The sequence below is a fragment of the Pseudomonas sp. G3-19 genome (genome assembly GCF_054855875.1).
The window spans coordinates 5,325,088-5,339,608 of record NZ_JBMPIQ010000003.1 but is presented as its reverse complement, the minus strand read 5'-3'; the positions used below and the strand labels follow the sequence as shown (position 1 = coordinate 5,339,608).

Here is a 14,521-nt window from a genome sequence, read left to right as displayed (position 1 = left end):
GAGTGCACTTATTTAGACACTCGGAACTTAGTATGCCTGCACACGGCATTGTGGCGCCTGTATGCCGCACTTTCGAGTGCACTATGACCGCTGAACACCATTAACTCCGGCCATCTAATGGCTTGATAAAACACAGAGGTAATTGCGATGCGCATCAGCATATTTGGTTTGGGTTACGTTGGCGCAGTGTGTGCCGGTTGCCTGTCTGCACGGGGCCATGACGTGGTTGGCGTCGATGTTGCCAAAGACAAGATCGACATGATCAACGCCGGCAAGTCGCCGATTGTTGAACCGGGTCTGGGCGAACTTCTGGCTCAGGGTATCGAGACCGGTCGTCTGCGCGGTACGACCAACTTCGCCGAGGCGATTCGTGACACCGACCTGTCGATGATCTGCGTCGGTACGCCGAGCAAGAAGAATGGCGACCTGGAACTGAACTACATCGAGGCAGTGTGCCGCGAGATCGGTTTCGTGCTGCGTGAAAAATCCACCCGCCACACCATCGTAGTGCGCAGCACCGTGCTGCCGGGCACCGTTGCCAACGTGGTGATCCCGATCCTCGAAGACTGCTCGGGCAAGAAGGCCGGTGTCGATTTCGGCGTCGCAGTCAACCCGGAATTCCTGCGTGAATCCACCGCGATCAAGGACTACGACCTGCCACCGATGACCGTCATCGGCGAGTTCGACAAAGCCTCGGGTGACGTTCTGCAATCGCTGTACGAAGAACTCGACGCGCCGATCATCCGCAAGGACATCGCGGTCGCCGAGATGATCAAGTACACCTGCAACGTCTGGCACGCGACCAAAGTGACCTTCGCCAACGAGATCGGCAACATCGCCAAAGCGGTCGGCGTCGATGGCCGTGAAGTGATGGACGTGGTCTGCCAGGACAAGACCCTCAACCTGTCCCAGTACTACATGCGTCCGGGCTTCGCCTTCGGTGGTTCGTGCCTGCCCAAAGACGTGCGCGCCCTGACCTACCGCGCAGGTTCGCTGGACGTCGAAGCGCCGCTGCTCAACTCGCTGATGCGCAGTAACGAATCGCAAGTGCAGAACGCCTTCGACATCGTTGAAAGCCACGACAAACGCAAAGTCGCCCTGCTCGGTCTGAGCTTCAAGGCCGGTACCGATGACCTGCGCGAAAGTCCGCTGGTGGAACTGGCCGAAATGCTGATCGGCAAGGGCTACGACCTGAGCATCTACGACAGCAACGTCGAGTACGCCCGTGTTCACGGCGCGAACAAGGACTACATCGAGTCGAAGATCCCGCACGTGTCGTCCCTGCTCAACTCGGACTTCGATTCGGTGATCGACAACTCCGACGTGATCATCCTCGGCAACCGCGACGAGAAATTCCGCTCGCTGGCCCAGGAAGCACCGCAAGGCAAACAGGTCATCGACCTGGTCGGCTTCATGGCCAAAGCCACCAATCCGGGTACTCGCACTGAAGGTATCTGCTGGTAAGTCAGCCTTCCGGCCGGGGGGTTTGAACCCTCGGCCGGTTCTTCGCCTGCCTTAACCCCATCGGGCCACCCGACAGGCTCGCCCGAGATAGAGACGGATGCAGATTATGCACAGGCTAAAGCACGGCCTACTTCAGGCCGCCGGTTGGCTGTTTTACCTCAGTTTGTTGTTGGGCCTGGCCTTGATGCTGCCCACGTCCACGTTCGACTCCGAGTCGAAGGACTTTATTTTCCTGATTGGCGCCGTGGGTATCTGGCGCTACTCGATGGGTGCAACGCACTTTGTGCGCGGCATGATTTTTCTCTACATCGTTTACCCGCACCTGCGCCGCAAAGTGCGCAAGCTGGGTAAGGCGGCGGATCCGTCGCATGTGTTTCTGATGGTCACCAGTTTCCGTATCGACGCGCTGACCACCGCGCAGGTCTACAGCTCGGTGATCCGCGAAGCCATCGACTGCGACCTGCCGACCACCGTGGTCTGCTCGATCGTCGAAATGTCCGATGAGCTGCTGGTGAAAGCGCTGTGGGCGCGGATGAATCCGCCAGACCGCGTGAAGCTCGACTTCGTGCGCATTCCTGGCACCGGCAAGCGCGATGGCCTGGCCTACGGTTTCCGCGCGATCTCCCGTCACCTGCCAGACGACCGCGCTGTAGTGGCCGTGATCGACGGCGACACCGTGCTCGGCGAAGGCACCGTGCGCAAGACCGTGCCGTGGTTCCAGCTGTTCGGCAACGTCGGCGGCCTGACCACCAACGAGTTCTGCGAAGTGCGCGGCGGCTACATCATGAGCGAATGGCACAAGCTGCGTTTCGCCCAGCGTCACATCAACATGTGCTCGATGGCCCTGTCCAAGCGCGTGCTGACCATGACCGGGCGCATGTCGGTATTCCGCGCCACCGTGGTGACCGATCCGGAATTCATCGCCGACGTCGAAAGCGACTCGCTGCAACACTGGCGCCTGGGCCGTTTCAAGTTTCTCACCGGCGACGACAAGTCGAGCTGGTTCAGCCTGATGCGCCTGGGTTACGACACCTTTTACGTGCCGGACGCCGCGATCAACACCGTTGAGCATCCGCCGGAAAAAAGCTTCATCAAGGCCAGCCGCAAGCTGATGTTCCGCTGGTACGGCAACAACCTGCGCCAGAACTCGCGAGCACTGGGCCTGGGTGTGAAACGCCTCGGCGCCTTCACCTCGGTGGTGCTGTTCGATCAGCGCGTATCGATGTGGACGTCGTTGCTGGGCCTGACCGTGGCGATCATCGCCAGCTTCAAGTACGGCGGCGCGTTCATCCTCGCCTACCTGCTGTGGATCGGTATCACCCGCCTGATTCTGACCCTGCTGCTGTCGTGCTCCGGTCACCGGATCGGCCCGGCCTATCCCGTGATTCTGTATTACAACCAGATCGTCGGTGCGCTGGTGAAGATCTACGTGTTCTTCCGCCTCGACCAGCAATCCTGGACGCGCCAACCCACTTCCCTGACCCGTGATCTCGCCAGCTTTCAACGTTGGTTCAACACCTGGTCGTCTCGGACCATGACCTTCTCCGCCGGCAGCATTTTCGTCGCCGTGCTGCTGATGATGGTCTGACCTGCCCCTATTGAATTAACAAGGAAATCGCCCCCATGAATACCGCCGTCAACGCCAACGTAGTGCATGAATCCGAAGCCCAGCGTCAGCACGCCCGAGTGAAAATCCCGGCCAAACTGCGTTTCTTCGGCCCCGACCGGACGCCGGTCGAAGCGCGGGTCCTCGACCTGTCCGCCGGTGGTCTGGCGTTCAACGCCGGGCAACTGCCGCTGACCCTCGGCGAGGTGTACAAGGCACGCCTGCAATTCGTCATCGACAACCTCGGTCTGGCCATGGACGTCGAACTTCAAGTGCGCTCCTACGATCGCCAGAGCGGCCGCGCCGGTTGCCAGTTCCAGAACCTGGAACCGCAGGATATTTCCACGCTGCGCCACCTGATCACTTCGCACCTGGCCGGCGACATCGTCAGCATGGGTGAAGTGCTGGCGACCCTGCAGCGCGACAACTTCACCAAGGCGCGCAAGGTCAAGGACGGCGGCAGCGGCATGACCCCGTTCGGGCGTCTGAAAGCCGTGACTTTCAGCGCCGGCATTTTCGCCATCGGTCTGGTCGCGTTCGGTTTCGTCTTCAAGTCGGTGTACGGCATGTACTTCGTCAGCCACGCGCAAGCAGGTCTGGTCAGCGTGCCGGGGATGAACATCACCATGCCGCGTGACGGCACCGTGCAGAGCCTGGTCAAGTCTGACGGCGTGGCCGCCAAAGGCGCCCCGCTGGCGACCTTCAGCACCAGCATGCTCGACGTGCTCAAGGGCCATCTGGACGAAGACCAGTTGCAACCGGCCAAGGTTGAAGAACTGTTCGGCAAGCAAATGACCGGCACCCTGACCTCGCCGTGCGATTGCACCGTGGCCCAGCAACTGGTGGCTGACGGTCAGTACGCGAGCAAGGGCGACGTGATCTTCACTCTGGTACCGCGCAATACACAGGCCACCGTCGATGCACGCTTCTCCTATCGCCAGTTCGGCGACGTGCGTCCGGGGACGCCAGTGAGCTTCCAGATCGCCGGCGAAGACCAGACCCGCACCGGCAAGATCGTCAGCAGCACCAGCCTGAAAAGCGCCGACCTATCCTCCGACATCCGCGTGCAGATCCAGCCGGACGAACCGCTGGACAGCAGCTTCGCCGGCCGCCCGGTGGAAGTGAACAGCGACCGTGGCCCGAACCTGAACTGGCTGATCGACAAAGCCATGGCTGCCGGTCTTTAAGTCGAGGACATGCCTGTGACGATTCCTACTCTTTTGAACACGCCGCAGCCCTTGTGGGAGCGGGCTTGCTCGCGAATGCGGTTCAACATTCAAAATCAGTTTGGGCTGACACACCGCCTTCGCGAGCAAGCCCGCTCCCACATGGGTCCGCTGTGTGCAGTCGCACTGGCGGTAAGTCTGGCCGGTTGCGCCGGCCTGCCCGACCAACGCCTGGCCAACGAAGCGTTCAAGCGTGGCGACACCGCCACCGCCGCGCAGAACTACCGCGCACTGGCAGACCTGGGCTACAGCGAGGCGCAAGTCGGTCTCGCCGATATCCAGGTCGACAGCCGCGACCCCGAGCAGATCAAACAGGCCGAGGCGACTTACCGTGCCGCCGCCGACGTGTCGCCACGGGCTCAGGCCCGTCTCGGGCGCCTGCTGGTAGCCAAGCCGGGTTCCACCGAAGCCGAGCACCACGAAGCCGAAAGCCTGTTGAAAAAAGCCGCCGCCAATGGCGAAGGCAACACGTTGATCCCGCTGGCGATGCTGTACCTGCAATACCCGCACAGCTTCCCGAACATCAACGCTCAGCAGCAGATCGATCAGTGGCGCAAATCCGGTTACCCGGAAGCCGGTCTGGCGCAGGTGCTGCTGTATCGCACCCAAGGCACTTACGACCAGCATCTGGATGACGTGGAAAAGATCTGCAAGGCCGCGCTCAACACCACCGACATCTGCTACGTCGAACTGGCCACGGTCTATCAGAAACGCGCCCAGCCGGAGCAACAGGCCGAGCTGATCAAGCAGATGCAGGCCGGTTACAGCCGTGGCACGGTCAGCGCGCAGCGCGTCGATTCGGTGGCCCGCGTGCTGGCCGATTCGACCCTGGGCAAGACCGACGAGAAGACCGCGCAGTCGCTGCTCGAACCGGTCGCACCGGGCTACCCGGCATCGTGGGTGACCCTCGCGCAACTGCTCTACGACTTCCCGGAACTGGGCGACGTCGATCAGATGATGAAGTACCTGGACAACGGCCGCGCCGCCGACCAGCCGCGCGCCGAACTGTTGCTGGGCAAGCTCTACTACGAAGGCAAACTGGTGCCGGCCGACGCGAAAGTCGCCGAAGAACACTTCCAGAAAGCCGTCGGCCGCGAAGTCGCCGCCGACTATTACCTCGGCCAGATCTATCGCCGTGGTTACCTGGGCAAGGTCTACCCGCAGAAGGCCCTCGACCACCTGCTGACCGCTGCGCGCAATGGCCAGAACAGCGCCGATTTCGCCATCGCCCAACTGTTTTCCCAAGGCAAGGGCACCAAGCCCGACCCGCTCAACGCCTACGTATTCAGCCAATTGGCCAAGGCGCAGAACACCCCGCAAGCCGATGAACTGGCGACCACCCTGGCAGCACAATTGCCGCCCGAGCGTCTGGCCGAAGCCCAGCGCCTGCTGCAACAGGAACAGGCCAGCCGTGGCGCCCTGAACCAGAACACGCTGCAACTGCACGCCCTGCAAGAAGAAGACGGCGAGGAATCCCTATGAAGTTGAATCCCTTTGTGAAGGCCGGCATTGGCCTCACGTTCGCGCTGATCTGGTCTTGCCCGACACTGGCCGCGATCACTGAAACCAAGAACTTCGGTCTGGAAGTAAAAATCACCGGCCAGTCCGAAGACGACCGCGACCTCGGCACCGCCAGCGGTGGCGACGTCAACGGTGTGGGCCTCGACCTGCGTCCTTGGATCTACGGCGAAAGCGGCGCGTGGAGTGCCTACGCCATGGGTCAGGCCGTGACCTCGACCGACATCATCGAGACCGACACCTTGCAGCAGTCGGACGGTGAGCAAACCACCGACAACAGCGACCGCAAAACCAAGAAAAACTACTTGGCGATGCGCGAGTTCTGGGTCGGCTACAGCGGCCTGACGCCGTACCCCGGCGAGATGCTCAAGCTCGGTCGCCAGCGCCTGCGCAATGACGACGGGCAATGGCGCGACACCAACATCGAAGCGCTGAACTGGACCTTCGACACCACCCTGTTGCGCGCCAACGTCGGTGTCGCCGAACGCTTCAGCGAATACCGCACCGACCTCAAAGAGCTCGCGCCGAAAGACAAGGATCGCCTGCACGCCTACGCCGATGCCGCCTACCAGTGGACGCCGGGTAACTGGGTCGGCATTCGCGGTCATCACACCCACGACAACGGCAAGCTCGATTACGCCGAACCGGGCGTGCCCCGCGACACCCTCGACAAAACCCAGAACGGCGACATCAGCTGGCTCGGTCTGACCGCCGACAGCGACGCCTACAACTGGCGCAACACCAACACCGTCAACTACTGGGGCAGCATCACCGGCATGAGCGGCGACCTTGATTCGGTCAACCCGCTGAACGCCGATGGCAGCCGTCCGGCCCAAGCCAAGCGCAGTGATGACATCAACGGCTGGGCCACCGACCTGGGCGTGCGTCTGCGCCTTGATCCGCAGTGGCAGGTCGGTGCGGCCTACGCCCGCGCCAGCGCCGATTACCAGCAGAACGGTCTGGAGAGCAACCGCTCCAACTACACCGGTACCCGCTCGCGCGTGCACCGTTTCGGCGAAGCGTTCCGTGGCGAAATGAACAACATGCAGACTGCCACCCTGTTCGGTTCGTGGATGCTCAACGACCAGTACGACGCCAGCGTGATCTACCACAAGTTCTGGCGCGTGGACGGCAACAAGCCGGTGGGCAGCAACGGCATCAACGCCGTGGAAAACAACACCGACGACGTCACTGGCGCGATCCTCTCCAGCACCTCGCTGCCGCTGCAGGATGGCAACAAGGACCTGGGCCAGGAAATGGATCTGGTGGTGACCAAGTACTTCAAGCAAGGCCTGTTGCCGGCGGCGTTGAGCCAGTCGATCGACGAACCGTCGGCGCTGGTGCGTTTCCGTGGCGGCGTGTTCAAGCCGGGTGATGCCTATGGCAGCCAGGTCGATTCGTACATGCACCGCGCGTTCATCGACGTGATCTGGCGCTTCTGATGCAAACCGCCAAGGGAGTGCCCGACATGCACCATGCAAGGAAAGGCTCGCTCAGCCTGTTGGCCGGCGCCATGCTGCTGGCCTCCGCTGGCGCGTTCGCCACGGTGGAACCGGCCAAGCCTGTGACCACCGCCAAAGAGCTGCAACAAGCCAAGACCTACACCGTCAGCAGCGCGCCGACCGAGGCGCTGGAACTGGCCAAGCCGAAACTGCCCGACCTGTCCGGCTTCACCGCCGAGGCCGCTGCCGCGAAGATCAATCGCAGCAAACCGGGCAAGATCAGCGTGCGCCGGATGATGCAGGAAGACGCGCTGAAGGACTTCATCGGCGGCGACAACAAGATGGCCGAATGGGTGGTGCGTCAGCACGGCATCCCGCAGGCGATCTTCGTCGACGACGGTTACCTGAACCTCAAGGATCTGGCGCAGAAGCTGCCCAAGCAGTACTTCAGCGAGACCTCGCCGGGCGTGTACCTGGCGAAGCTGCCAATCGTGGTAGGCCGTAAAGGCATCCTCGAAATCGACGGCCAGACCCAGGAGTTGCGTCTGTCGCAAGAGGCCGGCTCGTTCCTGGTCAACGACGGTCAGCTGTTCGTGCGTGACACCAAAGTCACCGGCTGGCGCGAGAAGGACAACGGCCCGGCCACCTTCCGTTCGCCGAAGGAATTCCGGCCGTTTCTGCTGGCCTGGGGCGGCACCGAGACCTACATCGTCAACAGCAAGATGGCCAGTTTCGGCTACGCCAACAGTAAGTCGTACGGGGTGAGTATTTCCCAGTACACGCCGAACATGGCCAAGGTGCTCAAGCGCCCTGAACCGACCGGCTGGATCGTCGGCTCCGAGTTCTCCGACATGTGGTACGGCTTCTACTGCTACGAGACCCGCGACTTCGTGGTCAAGGGCAACACCTACAAGGACAACATCGTCTACGGCATCGACCCGCACGACCGTTCCCACGGTCTGATCATTGCCGAGAACACCGTCCACGGTACGAAGAAGAAGCACGGCATCATCATTTCCCGAGAAGTGAACGACAGCTTCATCTTCAACAACAAGAGCTACGACAACCACCTCTCGGGCCTGGTGATCGACCGTAACAGCGTCAACAACATCATCGCCTACAACGAGATCTACAAGAACCACACCGACGGCATCACCCTCTACGAGTCCGCCGACAACCTGCTGTGGGGCAACAAGGTCATCAGCAACAAGCGCCACGGCATCCGCATTCGTAACAGCGTGAACATCCGCCTCTACGAAAACGTCGCCATGGCCAACGGTCTGACCGGCGTCTACGGCCACATCAAGGACCTGACCGACACCGACCGTGACATCAAGCTCGACCCGTTCGATGCGCAAGTCTCGCTGATCGTGGTCGGCGGTGAACTGGCGGCCAACGGCAGCGGGCCGATGGCCATCGACTCGCCGTTGAGCGTCGAGCTGTATCGCGTATCGATGCTGGCGCCGACCAAATCCAGCGGCATCAGCTTCAACGGCATCCTTGGCGAGCGCCAGGATGAAATTCTCGACCTGCTGGTGCGCCAGCAGAAAGCCGTACTGATCGACCCTGTCGAACGCCAGACCGAAATGCGGGACTGAGGATAATTTTATGCACCCACACTTGATCAAATTACTCAGCCTGTCGGCCCTGACCGTGGGCATTATGGCGGCCAGCAATGCTGCCCGCGCCGATGACGCGGCGGGCGCCACCCCGCCAAAGTTCAGCGCCGAACCGTGCTGCAACCTGTGCCCGGCCGCCCATGACGCGAAGAACTACACCACGCGTTATCAGCAGAACTTCACCACCCTGGTGCAGGCGCAGGGCGACTGGCTGTTCCGTACCCAGGAAGATTTGCGCACCGAGTTCAACACCACCCCGGCCGGCTACAAACGCCTGCAACAGCTGCACGATGCGTTCAAGGCCAAAGGCGTCGAACTGGTGATCGTCTATCAGCCGACCCGTGGCCTGGTGAACCGCAACAAGCTCAACCCGCAGGAAAAAGCCGCGTTCGATTACGAGAAAGCGCTGGGCAACTACAAGACCATGCTCGGCCGTTTCGCGCAGATGGGTTACGTGGTGCCGGACCTCTCGCCGCTGACCAACGAATCGCTGCCGGACACCCTGCCCGCCCACGATTTCTACTTCCGCGGCGACCAGCACTGGACCCCATACGGTGCCCAGCGCACAGCGAAAATCGTCGCCGAGAAGGTCAAGCAGATCCCGGCCTTCGCCGACATTCCCAAGCGTGAATTCGAAACCAAACGCACCGGACGCATGGGCAAGACCGGCACCCTGCACAACATGGCCGGGCAACTGTGCGGCACCAGTTACGCGATCCAGTACATGGACCAGTTCACCACCGAGCCGAAAGGCGAGGCCGGTGACGGCGACCTGTTCGGTGATTCCGGCAACCCGCAAATCACCCTCGTGGGCACCTCGCACAGCGGCAAGAACTACAACTTCGCCGGCTTCCTCGAAGAGGCCATTGGCGCCGACATTCTCAACGTCGCCTTCCCCGGCGGTGGTCTCGAAGGTTCGATGCTGCAGTACCTCGGTAGCGACGAATTCCAGAAGACTCCGCCGAAGATTCTGATCTGGGAATTCTCGCCGCTGTACCGCCTCGACCAGGAAACCATCTATCGCCAGATGATGTCTCTTCTCGACAACGGTTGCGAAGGCAAAGACGCGCAAATGTCCGCCAGCACCACGCTCAAGCCTGGCGGCAAACAGGAACTGCTGGTCAACAGCAAAAACCTGAACCTGCAGAACAGCAGCCATCAGGTCGACATCCGCTTCGCCGACCCCTCGGTGAAAACCCTGCAAGCCACCCTCTGGTACATGAACGGTCGCCACGAGGACATCAAGATCGAGAAACCGGAAACCTCCGACACCGACGGTCGTTTCGCCTTTGAGCTGCGCACGGACGAAGACTGGGCCTCGCAAAATCTGCTGGCTGTCGAAGTCCAGGGCCCGGAAGCGGGTACCGCGCCGCAAAAAGTCGAAGCGAAAATCTGCAAACGCAACGTATTCCCGGGCGCTGGGCCACAAACCGCTCAGCTCGGGCAATGAGGTCTGCTATGCGAAATCGAACGATCAAACACTTGCTTGCGCCATCCCTGCTGACCCTGGCGATGTTCGCCGGGGCCACTCAGGCCGCCGCGCCACTGCGTCCGCCGCAGGGCTACTTTGCTCCTGTGGATAAATTCAAGAGCGGCGACAACAGCGAAGGCTGCGATGCGATGCCCGCGCCGTACACCGGGCCGCTGCAATTTCGCAGCAAGTACGAAGGCTCGGACAAGGCCCGCGCGACCCTGAACGTGCAGTCGGAAAAAGCCTTCCGCGACACCACCAAGGACATCACCACGCTGGAGCGCGGCACCGCCAAACGAGTGATGCAGTTCATGCGCGACGGTCGTCCGGAGCAGCTCGACTGCACGCTGAACTGGCTGACCGCGTGGGCCAAGGCCGATGCGTTGATGTCGAAAGACTTCAACCACACCGGCAAATCGATGCGCAAATGGGCGCTGGGCAGCATGGCCTCTTCGTACATTCGCCTGAAGTTCTCCGACTCGCATCCGTTGGCCACGCATCAGCAAGAAGCGCAGCAGATCGAGGCGTGGTTCAGCAAGATGGCCGATCAGGTGGTCAGCGACTGGGACAACCTGCCGCTGGAAAAAACCAACAACCACTCGTACTGGGCCGCGTGGTCGGTGATGGCGACCTCGATCGCCACCAACCGTCGCGACCTGTTTGATTGGGCGGTGAAGGAATACAAGGTCGGGGTCAATCAAATCGACGCCGACGGCTTCCTGCCCAACGAACTCAAGCGCCAGCAACGCGCCCTCGCCTATCACAACTACGCCCTGCCGCCACTGGCGATGATCGCCAGTTTCGCCCAGGTCAACGGTGTCGATCTGCGTCAGGAAAACAACAGCGCGCTCAAGCGTCTGGGTGACCGGGTGCTGGCCGGGGTAAAAGACCCGGATCAGTTCGAGAAGAAGAACGGCAAAGAGCAGGACATGACCGACCTGAAAGAGGACATGAAATTCGCCTGGCTCGAACCGTTCTGCACCCTCTACACCTGCCCGGCGGATGTGATCGAGAAGAAGCACGGCATGCAGCCGTTCAAGACCTTCCGCCTCGGCGGCGACCTGACCAAGGTCTACGACCCGTCCCACGAGAAGGGCTAAAAGCCCCTCACCCTAACCCTCTCCCGGAGGGAGAGGGGACTGACCGAGGTGTTTTTGAGAAATCCGCCGACCTGATACATCCAGTCGATCTCAGGTGTTGAAAAACAATCGAGATCAGGCTGCACAGAAATACCGAGTCGATCTCGATATTGGCAGCGCCAGAGATCAGGCTCCCTCTCCCTCCGGGAGAGGGCGGGGGTGAGGGAAAGATTTCAAGTCCCTCCGCAACCCTGAAAGAAACACGCATCACCCCTCCAATAGCACGGGGGGTTTGGGGGGGCTTTGGCCCTTGACTGTTGGTTCAAACATGGAGAGATCGGGATGGTATTTTCATCCAACGTGTTCCTGTTTCTGTTCTTGCCGATCTTTCTCGGCTTGTACTACCTGAGCGGGCAACGCTATCGCAACCTGTTGCTGCTGATCGCCAGCTACGTGTTCTACGCGTGGTGGCGGGTGGACTTCCTGGCGCTGTTCGCCGGCGTCACCCTGTGGAATTACTGGATCGGCCTGAAAGTCGGTGCTGCCGGCGTGCGTACCAAACCGGCACAGCGCTGGCTGCTGCTCGGCGTCGCGGTCGACCTGTGCATCCTCGGCTACTTCAAATACGCCAATTTCGGCGTGGACAGCATCAACGCGATCATGAGCTCGTTCGGTCTGGAGCCGTTCATCCTGACCCACGTGCTGCTGCCGATCGGTATCTCGTTCTACATCTTCGAGTCGATCAGCTACATCATCGACGTGTATCGCGGCGACACCCCGGCCACGCGCAACCTGATCGACTTCGCGGCGTTCGTGGCGATTTTCCCGCACCTGATTGCCGGCCCGGTTCTGCGTTTCCGCGACCTCGCCGACCAGTTCAACAACCGCACCCACACCCTCGACAAGTTCTCCGAGGGCTGCACGCGGTTCATGCAGGGTTTCATCAAGAAGGTCTTCATCGCTGACACCCTCGCGGTGGTCGCCGACCACTGCTTCGCCCTGCAAAACCCGACCACCGGGGATGCCTGGCTTGGCGCACTGGCGTACACCGCGCAGCTGTATTTCGACTTCTCCGGTTACAGCGACATGGCCATCGGTCTGGGCCTGATGATGGGTTTCCGCTTCATGGAAAACTTCAAGCAGCCTTACATCAGCCAGTCGATCACCGAGTTCTGGCGCCGCTGGCACATCAGCCTGTCGACCTGGCTGCGTGACTACCTGTACATCACCCTCGGCGGTAACCGTAAAGGCACGCTGATGACCTATCGCAACCTGTTCCTGACCATGCTGCTGGGTGGTCTGTGGCACGGCGCGAACATCACTTACATCGTCTGGGGCGCCTGGCACGGCATGTGGCTGGCGATCGAAAAAATGCTCGGCATCAACACCTCGCCGCGCAGCCTGAACCCGATCCGCTGGGCGCTGACCTTCCTGCTGGTGGTGATGGGCTGGGTGATCTTCCGTGCCGAAAACCTGCACGTCGCCGGGCGCATGTACGGCGCGATGTTCAGCTTCAGCGACTGGTCGCTGTCGGAACTCAACCGCGCCAGCCTCACCGGTCTGCAAGTGGCGACCCTGGTGGTGGCGTACGCAACCCTGGCGTTCTTCGGCCTGCGTGATCTGTACACCAACCAGCCTCCGGTGAAGAGCAAACCTGAAGTCAACGTCGAAGCCAACGGCCCTGCCACCGCGACCCCGGGCATGATCAAAGCCGCGCCTGGCGAAAACCCGGCGAGCATCCACGAGCCTGGCTACACCGTCGGCGTCGAAGCCCAGGTGCAACCGGCCTACTGGACGGCGGACTGGTCGCGCTACGTGATGCGCGGGCTGATCCTGCTGCTGTTCATCGCCTCGATTCTCAAACTCTCGGCGCAAAGCTTCTCGCCGTTCCTTTATTTCCAGTTCTGAGGGATCTGACATGACCCGCTCATTACGCATCTTCTACATCGCGCTGTTTCTGGTGACCCTGCTGGTGCTCGGTCTGTGGTCGGTGCGCAGCTTCTTCGGCTTCAGCACCAACGCCGATGCGACCGTGCTTAACGGTCGCTGGACCAAAGCCGTGGAAACCCACTACGACGATCAGTTTCCGATCAAGCGTCTGGGCACCAACCTCTGGGCGGCGCTGGATTTCAAACTGTTCAACGAAGGTCGTCCAGGCGTAGTGCTCGGTCGCGATCAGTGGCTGTACAGCGACGAGGAATTCAACCCGATCGTCAACGAAGAGCTGAACCTGCAAGGCAACTACGCGCTGGTCGAAGGCGTGCGCCAGACTCTGAAAGAGAAAGGCGTGAAACTGGTGATGGCGATCGTGCCGGCCAAGGTGCGCCTGTACCCGGAACACCTGGGTGAAGTGAAGCCGGCGAGCATCCACGCCAACCTCTATCAGGACTTCCACGCCCGTGTCGCGGCAGACAAGATCCTCGCCCCGGATCTGCTCGGCCCGCTGCAACAGGCCAAGCAGAACGGTCAGCAAGTGTTCCTGCGCACCGACACCCACTGGACCCCGGAAGGCGCTGAAGTCGCCGCCAACACCCTGGCGAAAACCATCGCCGACAAGTTCCCGCTCAGCGGCGAGCCGCAGCGCTTTGTCACCACGCCAGCGGAAAAGGTCACGCACAAGGGCGACCTGCGTCTGTTCCTGCCGCTGGATCCGCTGTTCGAAAACCTGATGCCGGCACAAGAGCCGCTGCAGAAGCGCAACACCGTGGCCGCCGAGCAGCCTGCCGGTGACGACGCGCTGTTCGCCAGCAGCGAAGTACCGGTCGCGCTGATCGGTACCAGCTACAGCGCCAACCCCAACTGGAACTTCGTCGGTGCGCTGAAACAAGCGCTGCACAGTGACGTGGTCAATTACGCCGAAGACGGCCACGGCCCGATCCTGCCGATGCTCAGCTACCTGAAAAGCGATGACTTCAAGAACAGCCCGCCACAGGTGCTGATCTGGGAGTTTCCTGAACGATATCTGCCTGTGAACAACGAAATCGGCGACGCCGACCCACAGTGGGTCGCAGAGCTCAAACAAGCCGGTGCTCGCCAACAAAACGTAGCCATCAACTCCAAATCCGAGACGCCCGATCGGGCGCAAAACTGAAAGAG

General features: G+C 61.2%; 10 protein-coding genes. All 10 read left to right on the top strand.

The annotated features are described in order from the left end of the window. Positions 1 to 147: 147 nt before the first annotated feature. The 10 genes from ACOYXI_RS24260 (at position 148) to ACOYXI_RS24215 (ending at position 14,516) form a co-directional block, all read left to right on the top strand. Positions 148 to 1,464: a nucleotide sugar dehydrogenase gene (locus tag ACOYXI_RS24260; RefSeq protein ID WP_123587182.1), complete on the top strand. Its 1,317-nt coding sequence runs from the start codon at positions 148 to 150 to the stop codon at positions 1,462 to 1,464. A 106-nt stretch (positions 1,465 to 1,570) separates the two neighbouring features. Then, positions 1,571 to 3,052, top strand: coding sequence for a mannuronan synthase (gene alg8, locus ACOYXI_RS24255; RefSeq protein WP_461675388.1), 1,482 nt, complete (start codon positions 1,571 to 1,573; stop codon positions 3,050 to 3,052). Between the two features lie 35 nt (positions 3,053 to 3,087). After that, positions 3,088 to 4,257 (top strand): alginate biosynthesis protein Alg44, encoded by a 1,170-nt coding sequence (locus ACOYXI_RS24250; RefSeq protein ID WP_098967301.1) that lies wholly within the window; start codon positions 3,088 to 3,090, stop codon positions 4,255 to 4,257. 15 nt (positions 4,258 to 4,272) lie between these two features. Further along, complete coding sequence (gene algK / locus ACOYXI_RS24245; RefSeq protein WP_461675387.1) at positions 4,273 to 5,778, top strand: alginate biosynthesis TPR repeat lipoprotein AlgK; 1,506 nt, start codon at positions 4,273 to 4,275, stop codon at positions 5,776 to 5,778. Then, entirely contained in the window at positions 5,775 to 7,256 is a 1,482-nt protein-coding gene (locus ACOYXI_RS24240; RefSeq protein WP_461675386.1) for an alginate export family protein, read from the top strand. Before algK ends, ACOYXI_RS24240 begins: the two co-directional genes overlap by 4 nt. 26 nt (positions 7,257 to 7,282) lie before the next feature. Continuing rightward, a complete protein-coding gene (algG, locus tag ACOYXI_RS24235; protein ID WP_134785481.1) occupies positions 7,283 to 8,854 on the top strand; it encodes a mannuronan 5-epimerase AlgG in 1,572 nt (523 codons plus the stop codon). Positions 8,855 to 8,864: 10 nt separating this feature from the next. Beyond that, positions 8,865 to 10,325 carry an alginate O-acetyltransferase gene (locus ACOYXI_RS24230; RefSeq protein WP_461675385.1) on the top strand — a complete coding sequence of 487 codons (1,461 nt, stop codon included), beginning with the start codon at positions 8,865 to 8,867 and terminating at the stop codon, positions 10,323 to 10,325. An 8-nt stretch (positions 10,326 to 10,333) separates the two neighbouring features. Continuing rightward, the gene (locus ACOYXI_RS24225; protein ID WP_098967296.1) at positions 10,334 to 11,446 is read left to right on the top strand and encodes a mannuronate-specific alginate lyase; all 1,113 of its coding nucleotides are present in this window, start codon (positions 10,334 to 10,336) and stop codon (positions 11,444 to 11,446) included. Between the two features lie 321 nt (positions 11,447 to 11,767). Next, complete coding sequence (locus ACOYXI_RS24220; RefSeq protein WP_139053803.1) at positions 11,768 to 13,333, top strand: MBOAT family O-acyltransferase; 1,566 nt, start codon at positions 11,768 to 11,770, stop codon at positions 13,331 to 13,333. Between the two features lie 10 nt (positions 13,334 to 13,343). Then, on the top strand, positions 13,344 to 14,516 hold the full coding sequence (locus ACOYXI_RS24215) for an alginate O-acetyltransferase (protein WP_461675384.1): 1,173 nt from the start codon (positions 13,344 to 13,346) through the stop codon (positions 14,514 to 14,516). Positions 14,517 to 14,521 lie beyond the last annotated feature (5 nt).